At 34.0% G+C, this 19,414-nt stretch carries 18 protein-coding genes; 12 read left to right on the plus strand and 6 right to left on the minus strand.

What is annotated here, in order from left to right; all coding sequences use genetic code 11:
• Positions 1-121 precede the first annotated feature (121 nt).
• Complete coding sequence (gene menD / locus FDY99_RS11430) at positions 122-1,798, minus strand: 2-succinyl-5-enolpyruvyl-6-hydroxy-3-cyclohexene-1-carboxylic-acid synthase (protein WP_139421566.1); 1,677 nt, start codon at positions 1,796-1,798, stop codon at positions 122-124.
• Positions 1,799-1,973: 175 nt separating this feature from the next.
• Here menD and FDY99_RS11435 point away from each other — a divergent pair, with 175 nt between their 5' ends.
• From FDY99_RS11435 to FDY99_RS11455, 5 genes are all read left to right on the plus strand, one after another.
• Positions 1,974-2,924 carry an isopenicillin N synthase family dioxygenase gene (locus tag FDY99_RS11435; RefSeq protein WP_102978746.1) on the plus strand — a complete coding sequence of 317 codons (951 nt, stop codon included), beginning with the start codon at positions 1,974-1,976 and terminating at the stop codon, positions 2,922-2,924.
• Positions 2,925-3,093: 169 nt separating this feature from the next.
• Positions 3,094-5,205, plus strand: a complete 2,112-nt coding sequence (locus tag FDY99_RS11440; protein ID WP_074230424.1) for a prolyl oligopeptidase family serine peptidase — start codon at positions 3,094-3,096, stop codon at positions 5,203-5,205.
• A 364-nt stretch (positions 5,206-5,569) separates the two neighbouring features.
• Positions 5,570-7,687 (plus strand): methylmalonyl-CoA mutase, encoded by a 2,118-nt coding sequence (gene scpA / locus FDY99_RS11445; RefSeq protein ID WP_139421568.1) that lies wholly within the window; start codon positions 5,570-5,572, stop codon positions 7,685-7,687.
• Between the two features lie 4 nt (positions 7,688-7,691).
• Positions 7,692-8,012 (plus strand): hypothetical protein, encoded by a 321-nt coding sequence (locus tag FDY99_RS11450; protein WP_139421570.1) that lies wholly within the window; start codon positions 7,692-7,694, stop codon positions 8,010-8,012.
• A 274-nt stretch (positions 8,013-8,286) separates the two neighbouring features.
• Positions 8,287-8,787 (plus strand): hypothetical protein, encoded by a 501-nt coding sequence (locus FDY99_RS11455; RefSeq protein ID WP_139421572.1) that lies wholly within the window; start codon positions 8,287-8,289, stop codon positions 8,785-8,787.
• Positions 8,788-8,837: 50 nt separating this feature from the next.
• Here the strand turns inward: FDY99_RS11455 and FDY99_RS11460 are convergent, their stop codons facing one another.
• From FDY99_RS11460 to FDY99_RS11470, 3 genes are read right to left on the minus strand one after another with little or no spacing between them, the layout of a single operon-like run.
• On the minus strand, positions 8,838-9,998 hold the full coding sequence (locus FDY99_RS11460; protein WP_139421574.1) for an FtsX-like permease family protein: 1,161 nt from the start codon (positions 9,996-9,998) through the stop codon (positions 8,838-8,840).
• Between the two features lie 6 nt (positions 9,999-10,004).
• A complete protein-coding gene (locus FDY99_RS11465) occupies positions 10,005-10,652 on the minus strand; it encodes an ATP-binding cassette domain-containing protein (protein WP_139421576.1) in 648 nt (215 codons plus the stop codon).
• The gene (locus FDY99_RS11470) at positions 10,645-12,078 is read right to left on the minus strand and encodes a DUF4836 family protein (protein ID WP_139421578.1); all 1,434 of its coding nucleotides are present in this window, start codon (positions 12,076-12,078) and stop codon (positions 10,645-10,647) included. The genes FDY99_RS11465 and FDY99_RS11470 overlap by 8 nt, the downstream gene beginning before the upstream one ends.
• 873 nt (positions 12,079-12,951) lie before the next feature.
• Between FDY99_RS11470 and FDY99_RS11475 the strand changes: the two genes are divergently transcribed.
• The 7 genes from FDY99_RS11475 to FDY99_RS11505 all read left to right on the plus strand — a co-directional run bounded on the left by FDY99_RS11475 (position 12,952) and on the right by FDY99_RS11505 (position 18,584).
• Positions 12,952-13,686, plus strand: a complete 735-nt coding sequence (locus tag FDY99_RS11475) for a hypothetical protein (protein WP_139421580.1) — start codon at positions 12,952-12,954, stop codon at positions 13,684-13,686.
• Positions 13,687-13,713: 27 nt separating this feature from the next.
• On the plus strand, positions 13,714-15,105 hold the full coding sequence (locus FDY99_RS11480) for an RtcB family protein (protein WP_139421581.1): 1,392 nt from the start codon (positions 13,714-13,716) through the stop codon (positions 15,103-15,105).
• Between the two features lie 86 nt (positions 15,106-15,191).
• A complete protein-coding gene (locus tag FDY99_RS11485; RefSeq protein WP_139421583.1) occupies positions 15,192-15,737 on the plus strand; it encodes a nucleotidyltransferase family protein in 546 nt (181 codons plus the stop codon).
• Between the two features lie 2 nt (positions 15,738-15,739).
• Positions 15,740-16,438 carry a peptide chain release factor H gene (prfH, locus tag FDY99_RS11490; protein WP_139421585.1) on the plus strand — a complete coding sequence of 233 codons (699 nt, stop codon included), beginning with the start codon at positions 15,740-15,742 and terminating at the stop codon, positions 16,436-16,438.
• The gene (locus FDY99_RS11495) at positions 16,425-16,937 is read left to right on the plus strand and encodes a tetratricopeptide repeat protein (RefSeq protein ID WP_139421587.1); all 513 of its coding nucleotides are present in this window, start codon (positions 16,425-16,427) and stop codon (positions 16,935-16,937) included. Before prfH ends, FDY99_RS11495 begins: the two co-directional genes overlap by 14 nt.
• Before the next feature lie 26 nt (positions 16,938-16,963).
• Entirely contained in the window at positions 16,964-17,587 is a 624-nt protein-coding gene (locus FDY99_RS11500) for a hypothetical protein (protein WP_139421589.1), read from the plus strand.
• A gap of 4 nt (positions 17,588-17,591) precedes the next feature.
• Positions 17,592-18,584 (plus strand): enolase C-terminal domain-like protein, encoded by a 993-nt coding sequence (locus FDY99_RS11505; RefSeq protein ID WP_139421591.1) that lies wholly within the window; start codon positions 17,592-17,594, stop codon positions 18,582-18,584.
• Between the two features lie 163 nt (positions 18,585-18,747).
• Here FDY99_RS11505 and FDY99_RS11510 read toward each other — a convergent pair whose 3' ends face one another.
• Both FDY99_RS11510 and FDY99_RS11515 read right to left on the minus strand, forming a co-directional pair.
• Positions 18,748-19,035: a cytochrome C gene (locus FDY99_RS11510; protein ID WP_139421593.1), complete on the minus strand. Its 288-nt coding sequence runs from the start codon at positions 19,033-19,035 to the stop codon at positions 18,748-18,750.
• A 27-nt stretch (positions 19,036-19,062) separates the two neighbouring features.
• Positions 19,063-19,356 carry a c-type cytochrome gene (locus FDY99_RS11515; protein WP_139421595.1) on the minus strand — a complete coding sequence of 98 codons (294 nt, stop codon included), beginning with the start codon at positions 19,354-19,356 and terminating at the stop codon, positions 19,063-19,065.
• Positions 19,357-19,414: the final 58 nt, after the last annotated feature.

Genomic DNA, 19,414 nt, shown 5'->3' on the forward strand with positions numbered 1-19,414 from the left:
AATTTTTTAAGAAGTTTAGAACATTAAGATTTAGCTTCGCTGTAAGAATTCATGCTTAAAAAATCTATAGATTTCTTAACCTATCTTAACTGCTTAACTTTCCTTAATGGTTCAGTATTTCTTAGCTTTCCTTTAAAAAATTAAAATAAGCTTTCTGCGTATCTGCATTATTTTTACCTTGTGTGTTGACTTCCATTATTTTAGGAAGCGAATCTGGTTTGAAGAAATTCTCAAAAACGCGGTCTAAAGTTCCGTCATCTTCAACTTTTACATAAGAAAAGCCAAAATGTTTAGCCATAAACTCTGCATTTTTATGATGCTTTGTAGAAATAAATTCATCTACGGTATTTGAGTTGGCATTTCCAGGACCCGGAATTATTTTAAAAATATTTCCTTCTCCATTATTAAAAATGATAATTCTTGTAAAAGGTGGGATATATTGGTTCCACAGACCATTGATGTCATAGAAAAAGCTTAAGTCTCCTGTAATCAATAGGGTAGGATTTTTGTTCTTGATGGCAAAACCCATTGCGGTGGAAGTAGAACCGTCGATTCCGCTTGTTCCGCGGTTGCAGTACATTTTTCTCTTTCCAAAATCAAATAACTGTGCATAACGAATTGCTGATGAATTGCTGAAATGTATATTGTAATTCTCAGGAATGCTCTGTGAAGCTTTATTAAAGAAATAGAAATCTGAAAATTCTGTTAAGTTTAAAAAATCGTTATGCTTTTTATCTTTTTTGTCTCTTAAAACATCCCAAAGATTGTAATAAGGTCTAGGTTCTAAGTTGATGAAATTTAATAATTTAGAAAAGAATAGCTCAGGCTTTATTTCTATTTTCTGAGTCAGAGAAAAATAAGTGTCGGGTTGCCAAACTTCATCCAAATGCCAATGTTGTTTCGGATGTGCATTTCTTAAAAATTGTTTTACTTTTTTAGAAACCACATTTTGCCCAACGGTAATCAATAAATCTGGAGCGTAAGTTTTAAAATCATCTTCGGTAAATGCAAAAATATATCGGTCGATATGTCTGAAAAACTTCTCATGATATAAATTTGAATTCGCTTCGCTTAAAACAACAACAGAATGATTTTTAACCAATTGCGTAAGTTGGTTTTCCAATTCAGGACTGTAAGCTTTTGTCCCAACCAGAATCATAATTCTCTGTGAAGTATTCCAGTCTGCTACTAAATTGGAAGGAATTTCGTATTCTTTCTTTTTAATGGTTTTCTCAACCTCCGGAAAAGTTGGAAGTTCTGAAACCAAATCATACAAAGGTTCTTCTAAAGGAATATTGATATGAACCGGACCTTGTTTTTCAAAACAAAGCTCGACTGCCTTTTTTATAAGATCTGAATTGATGCTTTCTGCATCGTCTTTGCTGTCTTCAACTAACTGAAAATCTCCGTAAGAATGCTGATGAAAAAGATTATTTTGTCTGATTGTCTGTCCGTCAAAAAGATCAACATAATCTGTTGGTCGGTCTGCCGTTAAAATCAACAACGGAATATTCTGATAAAAAGCTTCTGTAACTGCAGGATAATAATTTGCTGCTGCAGAACCACTTGTGCAGGTAATTGCAACAGGTTTTTTCTCGCTCATTGCCATTCCGAGAGCAACAAAAGCTGCACTTCTTTCATCAACAATGCTGAAACAGTTGAAATCATCCATCTCTGAAAAATGTATCGCCAAAGGGGCATTTCTGGATCCCGGAGATATCACAACGTCTAAAATTCCGTATTGGTGAAGAATATTAGCAAGTACCTGAATACTTCTCTTAGAAGAATATTTTTTCATTTGAAAATTTCTATTGTTTTTTTAAGTCAAATGCAATCGCTTTAATTTTCTTGTATTTATTTACTAATTGAGCCTTTTGCAATTTCATAAAGCAAATTTAGTTTATAAATAATGAATTCTAAAATCATTTAATTCAAAAAATCTGTAAATTAGCCCCACGTAAAATTTCTATAAAATGGATAAAATACCTAGTGTAGACCTGCGTGATTTCCTTTCGGACAACCCGGAACGCAAACAGAAATTTGTAAATGAAATCGGAAAAGCTTACGAAGAAATTGGTTTTGTAGCCTTAAAAGGACATTTCCTTGATGACAAACTCGTAGACAATCTTTATGGAGAAGTGAAAAACTTCTTTGAACTTCCAACAGAAACCAAGCAAAAGTATGAGATCCCCGGAATTGGAGGGCAAAGAGGTTATGTTGGTTTTGGTAAAGAAACGGCTAAAGGTTTTAAAAAAGGTGATTTGAAAGAATTTTGGCATTTCGGACAATATGTTTCGGATGACTCAAAATACAAAAGCGAATATCCTGACAACGTCATCGTAGATGAGCTTCCACAATTTAATGAGGTAGGTAAAGAAACTTACCAGATGCTTGAAAAAACAGGAAAATATGTTTTGAGAGCTTTAGCATTGTATCTTGGTCTTGATGAATTTTATTTTGACGATAAAATTGCAGAAGGAAACTCTATTTTGAGACCAATTCACTATCCTCCAATTACTCAGGAACCGGATGATGCAGTAAGAGCTGCAGCTCACGGAGACATCAACTTAATTACCCTTTTGATGGGTTCTCAGGGAAAAGGTCTTCAGGTACAAAATCACAAAGGAGAATGGATCGATGCGATTGCACAACCAGATGAATTGATGATTAATGTAGGAGATATGCTTTCGAGACATACCAACAATAAACTGAAATCTACCATTCACAGAGTGGTAAATCCGCCAAGAGAGTTGTGGGGAACTTCAAGATATTCTATTCCTTTCTTTATGCATCCGGTAAGCGAAATGTCGCTGAATGCTTTAGAAAACTGTGTTGACGAAAACAATCCAAAGTTATATGAAGATACAACAGCCGGAGAGTTTTTACACGAAAGATTAATTGAATTGGGATTAATAAAAAAGTAAGCCTGATCTATAAATTCTAATACATAATTAAGAAAGGCCTCTATTGTTTAGAGGTCTTTTTTGTGTTCTAAACTTTGTACAAATTATCTTTAGAAGTTCATAAAAAAGTCACACAATGTAGGCTTTTGTATTCCCACAACTTTGCGTATTTTTGAGAAAATCCTTCACAATGAATTTTAAACCTATGTTATTAACAGCCGGAGTTTTGTTTTCGGCTACAGTTTATGCTCAAAAAATGACTTATCCTAAAGCGATCAAAGGAAATCAAACTGATACTTATTTCGGAACTGCTGTTGCAGATCCGTACAGAGATTTAGAAAATGATTCAGAACCTACCAAAAAATGGGTAGATGAAGAAGTTGCTTATAGCCAAAAATATTTATCACAAATTCCATTTAGAGAGCAGATTAAAAAGCAGTTAACAGATATTTGGAACTACGAAAAAATAGGGGCACCTTTCAAAGAAGGAGATTTTACATATTATTATAAAAACGATGGTTTACAGGCACAAGCTGTTTTGTACAGAACCAATAATAAGACAAAAACCACAGAAGTATTTTTAGATCCTAATAAATTTTCAGATAAAGGAACGACTTCGCTTTCCAGTTTGTCTTTCAACAAAAAAGGAAACTTGGCAGCGTACTCTATTTCTGAAGGAGGTAGCGACTGGAATAAAATTATCATTATCGACGCCCTTACCAAAAAGCAAATTGATGAAACAATTGTTGATGTAAAGTTCAGCGGAATTTCTTGGCAGGGTGATGAAGGTTTCTACTATTCAAGCTACGACAAGCCAAAAGAAGGAACTGTACTTTCCGGAATGACTGATAAACACAAAGTTTATTTTCATAAATTAGGGACAAAGCAATCTGCTGATCAGCTGATTTTTGGTGGGGATAAAACTCCGAGAAGATATTTGGGAGCAGGAGTTTCTGAAGATCAGAGATATCTGATTATTTCTGCAGCGAATGCAACCAACGGAAACGAATTGTATGTGAAAGACCTAAAAAAAGGAGGTGATTTCGTTCAGATCAACAAAGGTTTTGATATCAATGTAAATATTGTTGACACAGAAGGTGATAATCTTTTCATTTTTACTGATAAAGATGCTCCAAATATGCGTTTGGTAAAAACGACCATTCAAAATCCGTCTCCTGAAACCTGGAAAGACGTTATTCCGGAAACAGAAAATGTGTTGGGGATTTCCGGAGGTGGCGGTTATTTCTTTGCTACTTATATGATCGATGCAATTGATCAGGTGAAGCAGTTTGACAAAACCGGAAAATTAATCAGAGAAATTTCGTTGCCAGGAAAAGGAAATGTAGGTGGTTTTGGTGGTAAAGAAACAGAAAAAGAATTGTATTATTCTTTCAGCAATTATATTACTCCGGGAACAACTTATAAATTCAATGCAGATACCGGAAAATCTGAAGTTTACCAGAAACCGAAAGTGAAATTTAATCCTGAAGATTATGTTTCTGAGCAGGTATTTTATACATCAAAAGATGGAACCAAAGTTCCGATGATGATCAATTATAAAAAAGGAATAAAGCTGAATGGCAAAAATCCTACAATTCTTTATTCTTACGGTGGTTTCAACGTTAGTTTGCAGCCTTCTTTCTCAGTAGTTAATGCAATATGGATGGAAAATGGTGGGATTTACGCCGTTCCAAACATCCGTGGTGGTGGTGAATACGGTAAAAAATGGCATGATGCAGGAACGAAAATGCAGAAGAAAAATGTATTTGAAGATTTCATTGCAGCTGGAGAATATTTACAATCGAAAGGTTATACCTCAAAAGAATATATGGCGCTTTCTGGAAGATCAAACGGAGGTTTGTTAGTTGGAGCAACAATGACGATGCGTCCTGATTTGGCTAAAGTTGCCTTTCCTGGAGTTGGAGTTTTAGATATGTTGAGATACAACAAATTTACTGCTGGAGCAGGTTGGTCTTATGATTACGGAACTGCCGAAGACAACAAAGAAATGTTTGATTATTTGAAATCATATTCACCGGTTCATAACGTAAAAGCAGGAACTTGTTATCCGTCAACAATGATTATTACAAGTGATCACGACGATAGAGTAGTTCCGGCGCATTCATTTAAATTTGGTGCAGAATTACAGGAAAAACAAAAATGTGCAAATCCTATTTTATTAAGAATTGAGAAAAATGCAGGTCACGGAGCAGGAAGAGCAACAGATCAGGTGATCAGCGAAAATGCAGATTTAATTTCTTTCGCTTTGTACGAAATGGGAATAAAAAAACTTGGAAAATAATTTTAAACACCATTAAAGAGTTTAAGATAAAAAGCGAGATTGTATTATTACAGTCTCGCTTTTGTATTTTTAAGAAGTCCTGAAGGGATGATTTAACGAAGAATAGGATAAAATCCTATTAATTCATACATATTAACAATAACATATTTTTCAGTTGAATTTAAAAACAATTATACCAAATTAAAACTCAAAGATTTTTAAAAAACGAATGTGTTCTTTTATTCAGAAGAGCAATAAACTCTTTATGACTAATGTGTCAAATAATTTCTAATTTTTAGCATTTAATCTTACTTTTTCCTTCTGAAAATCAATCACAAAACATTCCCGTAAAAATGCTTATTTTTAAAATCTTAAATCTGAAGAAATGAGAAGGGAAATAAAGAACAAAATTCCTCAATTTAATATATCTGAAAATCAGCAGGAAATCTATCAATTTGAAAAGGATGGACTTGAGCTGAAATCAAAATACACGGCAGAAGATGTAAAAAATAAAGACATTAGCGACAGTTCTCCGGGAATTGCTCCTTACCTAAGAGGTCCTTATTCTACGATGTATGTTCAAAAACCTTGGACGATACGTCAATATGCAGGATTTTCGACAGCCGAAGAATCTAATGCGTTTTACAGAAGAAACTTAGCAGCCGGACAAAAAGGACTTTCGGTAGCTTTTGATTTGGCAACACACAGAGGATATGATTCAGATCACGCAAGAGTTGTTGGAGATGTTGGTAAAGCCGGTGTTGCGATTGATTCTGTTGAGGACATGAAGATCTTATTCAATGAAATTCCTTTGGATGAAATATCGGTTTCAATGACGATGAATGGGGCGGTTTTGCCAATTCTTTCATTTTATATTGTGGCTGCAGAAGAGCAAGGCGTTTCTCAGGACAAGCTTTCGGGAACCATTCAGAATGATATTTTGAAAGAATTTATGGTGCGTAATACCTACATTTATCCGCCAACTCCTTCCATGAAAATTATTGCTGATATTTTTGAATATACTTCAAGAAATATTCCGAAATTCAACTCAATTTCGATTTCCGGATATCACATGCAGGAAGCAGGAGCAACTCCCGTTTTAGAAATGGCTTATACTTTAGCGGATGGTTTGGAATATGTAAGAACCGGAATTAAAGCAGGAATGAATGTCGATGATTTTGCCCCAAGATTATCATTTTTCTGGGCTATCGGAATGAATCATTTTATGGAAATTGCTAAAATGCGTGCAGCAAGATATATTTGGGCAACGCTTTTAAAACAATTCAACCCTCAAAATCCGAAATCTTTAGCGTTAAGAACGCATTCACAAACTTCAGGTTGGTCTTTAACGGAACAAGAACCTTTCAATAATATCACAAGAACGGCGATTGAAGCATTGTCTTCAGCTTTAGGTGGAACTCAATCTCTTCACACGAACGCTTTGGATGAAGCAATTGCTTTACCTACAGATTATTCGGCAAAAATTGCTAGAAATACTCAAATTATTCTTCAACAGGAAAGTGGAATTTGTGATGTTGTCGATCCAATGGGTGGAAGTAATTTGGTTGAATCTTTGACTCAGCAAATGATCGAAGAGGCAATGAAATACATTGATGAGGTAGAAAAAGAAGGCGGAATGACAAAAGCCATCGAAGCCGGAATTCCGAAAATGAGAATTGAAGAAGCTGCCGCAAGAAAACAAGCCAAAATCGATAGCAGCGAAGAGTTTATCATCGGTGTAAATTCTTTTAAATCTGCCTTAAAACAGACTCCAATTGAAATTTTAGATATCGACAATACTGAAGTTCGTAGAAAGCAAATTGAGAGATTAGAATCAATTAAATTAAGCCGAAATTCTGAATCTGTTGAGCAAATTTTAAATGAAATTCGTGAATCTGCAAAAACAGGAAACGGAAATCTTTTGGCATTGTGTATTGAAGCGGCAAGAAGAAGAGTAACTTTAGGTGAAATGAGTGACGCAATGGAAGAAAGCTTCGGACGTTACAAAGCCAACATCAGAACGATACAAGGAGTTTACGCTATGAATGCAGGTAAAAATGAATATTTTGGAAAAGCGCTTGAGCTTACCCAAAAATTTGAAGAAGCAGAAGGTCGTCGCCCAAGAATTATGGTGGCGAAAATGGGGCAGGATGGTCATGATCGTGGTGCAAAAGTGGTAGCAACTGCGTTTGCAGATATGGGATTTGACGTGGATGTTGCGCCGTTATTTCAAACTCCGGAAGAGGTTGCAAAACAGGCTGTAGAAAATGATATTCACATTTTGGGAGTTTCATCTTTGGCAGCAGGTCACAAAACTTTGGTTCCACAGGTCGTTGAAGAGTTAAAGAAATTAGGTGCAGAAGATATTACAATTGTTGTAGGCGGAGTTATTCCGCAACAGGATTACGAGTTTTTATATGCAAACGGAGCTGATTTCATCTTCGGTCCTGGAACAAATCTTCCTAAATGTGCGGTTGATATTTTGAATAGATTTTTAGCGTAATCAAGTGAATATTTTAATTGAGAAATCTGATGTTACGTGGCTGGTTCAGTCACATAAAGGGTTTTCTTCATTTAATTATGATATTTGTGTAGATTGGGCGATAGATCTAATGCAAAAAGAAGTTGTGACGAATAACATTCAAATGCTTTCCGCATTTTCTAAACCTACCAATGCGTGGGAAATTAAACCTTTTGTAAGTAAAGTTTTAAAAGAGTTTAATATTGAAGCATTCGAAGGGAAAAAGCAGTTCAAAGTCGATCTTATTATTATATACAGAAGATTGTTAATGGTGAGAACGATGTGCTTTCTTGCCTCGAAAAATTAGCCAGAATTTGTGTAGAATCAGAGTATGAAAAAATGTTTATCCGTTTTACTTATTATATTATTCATGGGGAGATTTAGAAGATTTTAAGATGAGTTTCCACTATCAAGATGTCACTTTTAGCAATTTTAACGAAACGGTTTTAAAAGAGGTAAAAATTTGGATTGCAAATTTCGAAAAGCTAAAATAAATTTCCCGGAAATGTAATTTAACATTTCATTAAACTTCAAATTGCACAGCTTTTGTACTGTAAGCCATAACCAAAAAATAAATTAATATGGCTTATACAGTAATTTCAGTATTTCCGGAAACTGTGAATACAGAGGAAATAAAATCAGAATTAAAAAACAAAGGATTTCTCGACGCAGACATTATTGTTTCTAAATCGAGATTTGATGAAGAGTCTTCTACGAATGAATACGAAGATGATGAAAAAACAAGAAGTTTTTGGAATCATGTTTTTGTAAATGATAACGAGATTTTAGCAGCTTACAGTAAGGAAAGTGTGGGTAAAATCAATTTGGTGGTTTATGCTTCCAATCTTACAGATGCACAAAACGCAAAAAAAGTTTTGGATCAATATGGAGCATTAAAAATTTATAATAAACCTTCTGTTAACCAGAGTGATTCTGAGTCGACAGGTTTGCCGGAAGATGTTTACAATGGAATTATCGCAAAGGCAAGGCATAATGTTTATTTCTTAGATAAAGAAAGAGTATATTCTCCAAACAGCAGAGGAATGGGAGATACAATGGATAGTCAAGGATCGAAAGATTAAATAACAGCTTTATAAAAAATAAAAACGACCATCAAATGATGGTCGTTTTGTTATATTTTCCAGGACTTAATCAGCCATCGGTAGATAAGAATATTGACGAAGAAATAAACCATTATTGGAATGATGATAATCATTGACCAAAGTAAAGGATTAATATACATCGAAAGTAAACCGTTGGAAACATCAGATTTTGCAATAAAATATTGTCCAGCTGCGATCAGTCCTAAGCTTAAAATTAATACAAACATTAAATTCAAACTGAATTTCCTACTGATATCGCTCACCATTTTCTTTGGCGAATATCCTAAGCTATTTTTAATCGAAACTTCTTCTTGCTTTTCTAAAAACTGAATCTTTATAAAGCTTACAATGATATACAAACACAAGGCAAAGATGAAAACTCCCAAAACAGCAATTATTTTTAAAACTAAAAATAGCTTTGACTTTATTTTTGCCGAACGGAGACTTTCCTGATTAGACTCGTAGCCGTTTTCTTTCATTTTAGAGACCAAACCTTCATCTCCAGAATCTTTTACCTGTACCAAAACTCTGTTGTAGATTTTGGGCTGTGTAGCAAGCTCAGGCTTTTCTGCCATATTCAGAGAATCAAGAAACTTTTTCGGAATCAAGACGGAATGTATTCTGTCTGAAAGACCGACCATTTTTCCTTTATACGTCTTATTCTGCTTATTGACAGTGATGTTGATGTTGACTTCAATTTTCTTGGCAAAATCTTCTGAGATCTGCGGCAGACCTTGGTTTAAAGCAAATCCGTAATTGTAAAGATTGAGATATTCTCTTGAAATAATAATTGGAATTTCGTCACCTTTTACCTGAAACTCTTCGTCTGTCAAATCAGAATCAATTGCTTTTAAATCTAAACCTTCAAAATACAGATCAGTATAAAAAGGAATAAAGTCACCGCCATTTGCAGAAGCTTTAAATTCATTTGCCGAAAAAGGATAAATGGCTTTTACTTCACTCCAGGTTTTAATTTTTGAAATATCACTTTCATTAAAACCAAGAAGTTCTTTTCTGCCGATATTATCCGGAGTGATTTTTTTGCTAAAAGTCAGCCAATAATTGCTGTCGCTGCTTTTACTTCCAAAAAGGCGGTTCGCATTTTCGTACAGTTGCAAACAAGACAAGACCAAAATAAAGGCGATGAATAATCCTGCGTATAAAATAATTGAATTAAAAATTTTCTTCATAAGCTTTTATAAATGAAGAATTTGATAATCATGCTCAAATGGAAACTCGTTCAGCTCAAAAAAGATCACCGAACTTCCGCTTTCTTTTGAAACTTCATTAATTAATGAAAAGGCAATTTTTTTATTATTCAAGTCCAAATGACTGAAACATTCATCATAAATAATAAAATCTGTAGGATTGATGAGGCTTCTCACAATGGCACTTCTTTGGCGTTCTCCATAAGAACAGTTTTCTGCTTTTTTATTCAGAAGGTTTTCTATTCCTAATCTTTTGGCGTATTCTTCCATTTTTGGAATGAACTGTTTTCGGTCTTTATTAAAAACACGAAGCAGAATATTCTCAGAAATAGTAACATCTTTAATCAATCTTACATCCTGAAAAAGCAAGCTTACACCATCTTTTCTGTTTTTTACAATTTCTTCGAGGTGAAGTTTTTTTACAACTTGTTGGTCATATTTTATACTTCCTTCATATTGGAAATGAGTACCCAACATGGCTGTTGCCAAAGTAGATTTTCCACTCCCGGAAGGTGCGACAATCAGAAACTTGTTTCCTTTTTGGAAGGAAATGTTTTTATTCCAGATTTCAGACTGTTCGATATTTCTGGGAGTGAAATATTTAGGGAAAATGTTTTCTAATACTAAATTAGTCATTCATTATAAAATAATACAGTGCATTTTCGTCTTTCTTGTCTAAGGTGATAAGCGATTTAGAAACTAAATTTCCGGCATTTTCTTTAGACTCGTTTGAGATCTCAATTACTTTTGCAGGTACAGTTTCTCTTCTGTTATAGTCGCTTCCGTCAGACCAAGAATAAGCTGTTATACCAGTTTTTTTGCTCAGTTTAGAATTTTTCGCAGCCTTCTTCGCCTGAAATTGTGCATTCACACTTTGATCATCAGAGAAAATTACCTGATTATCTACAATAGTATATTTTTTGCTTTCACCCAAAGGACCTTGAAGCAATGAGGTAAGAACATCTTTTTTCTTAGGATTAAAACCTAAAACCATTGCTCTTTTATTGCTATAATATTCCAAAGAATCTGCAGGATTTTCTTTCATATCCATATACGCATAATCTCCCGTGAAAGTTGTTGTAATGTCTTCTAAAGTTGTGTTGGTAGATGCTAAATAATGATTTACTGTAGCTTCAAACCCAGCTTCCTTGATCAAATATCTCATAAAATCTAAACTGAAATAACCGATAGAAAAAGACTTTGCATTGTCGAGTTCTACATTTTTTACAAGATCGTAGTTGATGTTGTTTTTGCTGTAATATTTCTCAACAATTTTTTTCATATCGCTGTTGAAAAATGTTTTGGTATCCATTTCCACTTTTCCTTTATCGAAGCTGAAATCGAAACCAATTCCTGAATCTTTAATCAACTTATTTACAGCCAGAGTTTCTATATATCCTTTAGAAACGTAGCTTGCAACAGCTCCAAGATTCATCCATCCGCTTACATCTTTTCCGCTTACCAGAGATTCGTTTACCTGATCGATGATTACTTTGTTTGAAGTTCCTTTTCTTGCCCAAAAATCAGTAAAGTATTTTTCGCTAAGTTTTGCAACGCCATCCATAGAATTATATCTTGAATAAGAAAAAGATTTCTCGCTCGACATAATCGCCATATCACCTTTGATGCTTCCTGTAATCTTTCCGTCTTCAAAAATAAAATCCTTTTTATCGATTGTTATTTTAGTTTTGGTAAGATCAGACATGCTTTTCTGGAATTTCGCCTTGTCACTGATCCAGAAAAATGCTTTCACATCAGGATCTGAATTCGATTTTCCGGGCTCCACCATGATGTAAAGCGGTTTGCTGATATCGATACCCGATTCTTTTGGTTTGCTGATCAACTGCAAAAGAACTCTTCCCTCATCGTTTAGGTTTTTCTTTTCCTTTAGAATCTTTTCAACCGGAATTTTATCAGAAATAGAATTTAAATTCACTCTCGATAAACCTAAAGTGGTATCTGTGGTGTATTTTAAAATGTCGTCATTCTTGTTAGAATTACAGGAAAATAGAATCACGAATGCAAATGCGCACAGCAGGGATTTCATTAATGTGTTTTTCATATATTTTTTGGTTAAGAAAACAAATATAGCATTTTCGATCTAATGGAAGTCATTAATAAGTGATAAATAATTTTCTGATTTTTTATTTTGTAATTCAAAAAAAATAATATCTTTGCAACTGAAAATCAAGTTTAACCATTAAAAAAACAACGAAGCAATGTTCAAATACAATCAACATTCATCAGTAGGATTGCCTTTTGCAAAGGCGAGGCTTCGTGGTTTGGTACACTCATAGAACAATAGTATATTGAAATATCAAAACCCGAAGTCGTAAGATTTTCGGGTTTTTTATTGCGCAATATTTCAAACTCAAAACAAGTTCCCCCGAAATCTTTTATACCATTTCTATTTTAAATTTACTAGAAATAGATTGAACTCCTACGGAGTTCCACTGTGTGCTGTATAATTTTCTACTACACAGATATTGCTCCTCTGGAGCACTTAATAAAAAAAGGTCTATTCTAAGATTAAATGGTATTACATTTTATTTTAAATGTTCACAGTGAAATTTTTCTGCTCCATAGGAGCAATATCTGTGAATTTATCATTCAACGAAAGAACTCCGTAGAAGTTCAATCTCTGAGAATGAAAAAAATAAATATTAACAATTAGGAGCTTAATCCCGCTTTCCGCTATATCTTTTTTGCCACCGCTTTTTTCAAGCCACCGCAAAAAAAGGATGTCGCTGCAATCGGGGCTAAGAATTACAACTCCGCATTGTCATTCTGACGAAGGAAGAATCTCTTTTTTCGTTGACAAAAATGACGTAATTTAAAATCAACTAATATTTTAGTTGATAAAAGATTTGATGCAAAAATGCAGCTTCAGAAAGTCTGAAATCTGGCGTCTTGCATCTAATAATCTAATTGATAAATGGAAAAAGACAACCTTCTGTTTTACCGACTGCGAAGTCTGAGAAGCAGAAAAAGAAGCATAAAAAAAGATGTAGAAAAACAGATCAGAAAAAAGTATAAACGTAGTAATGAACTTTGGGAAATTAAAAGAGATATTCTTTGGATTCCTTTAGAAAAACCTTATCAAAGAGGTTTTGTAAGATTCTTCGCTGTAACAGAAGAAGTAATGCGCACAAAAGATGCCGATTTTTTTGAAGGAATTCTGAAGAAAATAAACACATTCATGTATTCAGAAATTCGACACTTTTTAAAAAAGAGAAAAAAATTTGGAAGGAGAATATATGTAGAAAGAGAACAGAAATTAAAGTCTCTTTCATCTTATGAGTGGAATAACCCAAAGTTGCAGCTTACAGAACGAGAAAAACAATACTTTTTAAAAAGAAAAGAATATTGTCCTTTTCGCAAAATAGATTACGATTACTACGATTTTATTGAACCATGGAGGTTTATTTTAAGAATAAAACCCAATATGATTACGCATTACAAACCTGTAAATGCAGATTTGGAAAAAGAATATGCAGAAATAGAATTTTATGTAAAGCAATATAAAGTTCAGGGAATTATTCAGAAGAAAATTTATGGTAAATCAAATTCATGGAAAATTAAATATGAATCTGATCTGAACGAAAGTGAAAAATACTTTCGCTACAAAATGTCAGCAACTGCGTTTGCCGACTATTTTATGGACGAATAAGTCCAATAAATGTTTAAAACAAAAACAATGGGAAATTTAAAACTTAAAGGAAAAGATATATTAAAATTAGGCTATCCAAACAATCAGAGCGTGAACATCGCTTTAGAAGTCATGAAAAGAAATTTTGCAACCAAAAATATTCATTATGTGAAATCTCTTTTAAAGGAAATTCAACAAAATCCGGAACAATTTGAAAAAGATTTAACCTTCGGACAGATTGCAGAAGCTTTACTTTCATCCAAAAAAACTGAAAAAAGAATGCTCAATACAAACCGTGCATCTTTCCAGATTTTCGGTAACAATATTTCGGATGAAGCAAAAAACCAGTTGTACACTGCATTGAAATTGCCAATTGCCACGCAAGGTGCTTTAATGCCCGATGCACACAGCGGTTATGGACTTCCGATCGGCGGAGTTTTGGCGGTAGAAAATGCCGTAATTCCTTACGGAGTCGGGATGGATATTGGCTGTAGAATGTCGCTCAGTATTTTGGATACTCCTATTTCATATCTTGACGGAGCGAGAGATAAATATGAAAAAGCTCTTGCTGAACATACCAAATTTGGAATGTACGAAACACATAAATCTCACGTTGGCCACGAAATTTTCGAGAGAGATACGTTTGATTTAATTCCGATTTTAAGAAGACTAAAAGGAAAAGCCATCAAACAAATGGGAAGTTCCGGCGGCGGAAATCACTTTGTAGAATTCGGAGAAGTAGAAATCACAGAAGAAGACAAACAAATCGGGCTTCCAAAAGGAAAATATCTCGGAATTCTTTCACACAGCGGCTCTCGTGGATTGGGAGCAGAAATCGCTCAATATTATTCGAGAGTGGCGACAGAGCAATGTCCGTTACCAAAAGAAGCGCAAAACTTTGCGTGGCTGGATTTGAATACGCATCTCGGTTTAGAATATTGGACGGCGATGAATCTCGCGGGAGATTACGCTTCGGCTTGTCACGACGACATTCACCGAAGATTGGTAAAAGCCGTCGGAGGAAGGGTAAAAGCCAGAATTGAAAACCATCACAATTTTGCTTGGAAAGAAATCCATAACGGAAAAGAAGTGATCGTTCACAGAAAAGGCGCAACTCCAGCCAACGAAAATGAATTGGGAATGATTCCCGGATCAATGACTGCAAAAGGCTTTATCGTTCGTGGAAAAGGAAATCCGGATTCTTTGAAATCAGCTTCTCACGGAGCCGGAAGAGCTCATTCTAGAGGAGAATGCAGAAATCTTTTCACTCAAAATGACATTAAAAAAGAATTAAAAATTAAAAATGTCACTTTGATGGGCGGAAATACAGAAGAAGCACCTATGGCGTACAAAGACATCAACGAAGTGATGAATGCACAAAGTGAATTGGTTGATATTCTGGGAACTTTCCAGCCTCGAATTGTGAGAATGGATAAGTAAAATGGTTGTTAGTTTTTAGTTGATGGTTGTAAGAATTTTTAACGCCATCAACTGACAACCATCAACAAACAACAAAAATTAGTAAAATGGGAGCACCACATAATATAAAAAGATACGGTGAAGTCTGGCCGGAATTTAGAATTCAAAACGAACTCGAAATATTAGAAAAATTAAAAAATAAAGTCATTTTATCAGGAGGTTGGGCGTGGCATTTTATGTCTGAAGTAGGGCATACGGAATACAAACATGCACATGATCATAAGGATATTGATGTTTTTGTAAATAAAGAAAATGTGGCTGAAGTGGTTATGATTCTTCAGCAGGAAGGTTTTCAGAAAGTCTGGACAAGATATGATCATCTTCCAAGCGAAGAAAATTTTCGCAGATATGAGAAAACAATCGAAATGGAAAACGGAAAATTTCACAGAATTACAATCGATTTCTTTGAAAGAAGTGATTTGGAAACTGTCGAAGCAAACGGATTCACTGTTGTAAAACCTGATGTTTTGCTTTCATTTTACAGAAACATTCATTCCAGCGATAAATGTTGGGCAGTGATGGCTGCAAAAGATTTATTGGAAAAAGGAATTGATCCTGTCGGTCATCCAAGATTAAGTGAAATACCAAAATAACAATGGACAAATTAATACAAATAACCTCAGGAAGAGGACCTTTAGAATGTCAATGGGTAGTTGCCAAAGTTCTGAAGGCTTTTCTTGAGGAAACAAAACATAACAAGATAGATTACGAAATCATCCACCGTGAAAATGGTGATGAAAACCTGACTTTTAAGTCAGTAACGCTACTTTTAAAATCAAAAAATGTAAATGAATTTTTAAAAACTTGGTTAGGAAGTATTTGCTGGATTGGGAAAAGTACCTTCCGAAAATTACATAAAAGAAGCAATTGGTTTATCGGGATTTTTGAACTGGAGGGTTTGGAGAAAATTAATTTCAACGAAAAAGATATTCAGTTTCAGACGACGAGAAGTCAGGGAAGTGGCGGACAAAATGTGAATAAAGTCAACACGGCTGTTCGTGCAACTCATATTCCGACCGGGCAAAGTGTTTTTGTACAGGATACGCGTTCCCAATTGGAGAATAAAAAACTTTCGATTGAAAGATTGAAAGAAAAAGTTTTGGAACAGAATATCATTCAGCTTCAAAAAAGAATGCAGGAAACTTGGAATAATCATTTGCAGGTGCAAAGAGGAAACCCAATCCGAACATTTTCGGGAACGGATTTTAAAAAGAATTATCAGGAGAAATCTTTCAAAAAAGAAAGAAATCAACTGAAAAATGAATTAAAAAACTACAGAAATGACCTTAACTAAAAGTAAATATTATTTCGAAGCTTTGGATAATTATCCTTATAGCTTGCCGGATTGTCTGGAAGCATTGAATTATGCGCTGTCTTACGATCCTGAAGATGCAGATTCCCTTTGTCTGATGGGAAGAATCTACAGCGAAATGCTCATCGATTACGAAAAAGGAAAGCTCTATTTTGAAGAGGCGATGCAATGTGATGTTACGAATCTTAATACGCCAAAATATTACATTAAATGTCTTTTGGATAATGAAGATTTGCAGGAAGCTGAAAAGCTGATTAACTATTCTTTGAAAATAAAAGGAATTGATAAAGCGACTATCTGGTTTTACAGATCTCTGCTTTCCGAAAAAAGAGGAAGCTTTCCGAATGCTTTAAAATTTTTAACTGAAGCTGAAAAATATTGTTTCTCGTCGCATAGTTTGGATGTTGTAAAAGAGCGCAAGAAATTTATAAAATCTAAAATGCCCAAGAAAAAATCTAAAAACAAGAAGGAGACGAAATAAGTCTCCTTTTTTTGTAAATTTAATTTATGAAACACTATTTATTTTTGATTCTATTGCTATTGATTTCCTGCAAAAAGAACGAAGCGAGAAAAGAAATAACCCCGAAAGATGAAACTTTGGACTTGAAGTACGAAGTTTTGAATCAGCTTATTACTGACCAAATTAGAGAAGACAGCATTAATGGTACTTTACATGATAACATTTATAATATTGCAGTTAAGAGAGTTTTTTTTGAAGAATTAAATGAGAACGAAGAGCCACCGCCTCCTGTTTTAGCGTTAAATTTCTCATATGATTCCATTTTTGCAATAAAAGATTCATCTTACTATAAAAATCAAGATAGAAACTTAATAAATTTTAATCTCCAAAAAAGTAAAATTAAAAAGAAATTAGATTTCATAACAACCGACGAAATTTTGAAGTTAAGTGCAAAATATGAACGGGATTTTTGGAAACAGTTTCAAAAAAAATATGGAGATAAATGTATTCAAACTTTTTCTGTTCCTTTCTTTAATAAGAATAAAACGGTTTGCCTTGTACAAAATTCAATGTCTTGTGGACCATTCTACGGTGGAGGTTCAACTTTGATTTATAAAAAAGTGAATGGGAAATGGGTGGTTTTAAAAACATATGATATTTGGGTAAGTTAGTATTATGAAAATAAAGTTTACTCTCAAAAAGCTTCAGCTAAAAGAAACGTTTTCCATTGCTTACGGAAACTACAATCATCGTGATGCATTGTTAATAGAGCTTTTCCATCAAAATTGTAAAGGTTATGGCGAATGTGTGGCGATTGATTATTACCAGATTAATCTTCACGATTTTGTTTTAAAATTAAAAGAAATTCAGCATCAAATTGAAGCGCAGAAAATCATTCATCCTAAAGATTTTTTTAAGTTTTTGTTGAGTTTAAACCTTCACTCGTTTTTGCTTTCTGCTTTAGATTGCGCGTATTGGGATCTGTTTGGAAAACTTGAAAATAAAAGTTTTTTAGAATTAAATCAACTTCCAACAGATAATTTAGTTGAAAGTTCAATCACGATTTCCATCGGAGATATTGAGAATCAAATCGATAAAATTCAGAAAAGTGAATGGACTCGATTTAAAGTAAAATGTAAAGGTTTAAATAAAAGCAATGTTGAAAAATTATTACAATTAGATAAAAGTATTGCTTTAGATTCTAATGCAAGTTTTACCGATGAAGATTGTGTTTGGCTTCAGGGAAATGGTGAGGTTCAAAAATTTTCATATTTGGAGCAACCTCGGCCAATTGACTATTATAGAATCTTAAAAAAAGAAAGTTTTGCTAATTGGATGGCAGATGAAGATTGCCAGAATATTGATTCGCTTGAGGAACTCATTCCGTATTATAAAAGCATCAATATTAAACTGATGAAATGTGGAGGATTGACTCCCGCTTTAGAAATGATAAAAAAAGCAAGAGAATTAAACTATAAAATTATGATCGGCTGCATGACAGAATCAACAGTCGGAATTTCTGCAGGATGTCTTTTAACCGGAGTCGCAGATTTTGTAGATTTAGACGGCGCCAATCTTATTTCTAATGATTATGCCACAGGGAATTTTGTAGAAAATGGCAAAATTATTCTATCCGGAAAATCTGGTTTAGGGATTGATTTAAAGTGAATTAATCGGTGAATTGTGAATAGTTAATTCGTTTCACTTGTCAATTTTATAATGTAAATCTAAGCTATACATTCGTCAGTTTGAGTATTTTTCATAATGAAATGAAGAGAAATGTATCGAATTGAATGGAGATTTAAACAAAAATAGACTTTCAAAAGAAAGCCTATTTTTTATTTACAGAAATCAAATAATCATAGACCATTTGATGTTGTTCATCATTCAATTTCGCTTTTGGAGCCATTCTGCTTAAGGTTTTTATCCATCCCTGATCGTCGTGTTTTGCTGGATCCGGTAGTTTATGGCATCTGTTGCATGAGTTTTCAAAAACTGTTTTTCCCTGTGCTAAATGTTCAGCTGAGGTAAATTTAGGACCGGTTACGGCTGTGCTTTTTGGTCCGCAAGAAACCATAAAAACAGACCCTAAAATCATATTTAAAACTAATTTTTTCATGATGATATTTTTTGTTGGTTGAATCTTTTATTTTTTCACAGACACCACATAATCGTAAACCCATTGATGTTGTTCGTCAGTTAGTTTCGCTTTTGGAGCCATAGAATTCATAATTCCTACCCATTGTACAGAAGTAAATTTGGTGGGTTCTGGCAAATCATGACATCTTTTGCATGCAGTTTCGAAGATTGTTTTTCCCTGTGCTATTTGTTCTGTGGTACTTGTCGATGATTTTGGAGCTTCAGCTACAGATGTTGCTTTGGGAGTACAAGATGCTAATAAAATAAGGGCAAATGTTGCTGCTGCAAATAGACTTTTCATATTTTTTTTAATTGTTTAAAACAAAAATAGCGAATTTTGCAGGTGATTGGTGTTTAGA

The sequence above is a fragment of the Chryseobacterium mulctrae genome (assembly GCF_006175945.1).
Classification (GTDB): Bacteria; Bacteroidota; Bacteroidia; order Flavobacteriales; family Weeksellaceae; genus Chryseobacterium; species Chryseobacterium mulctrae.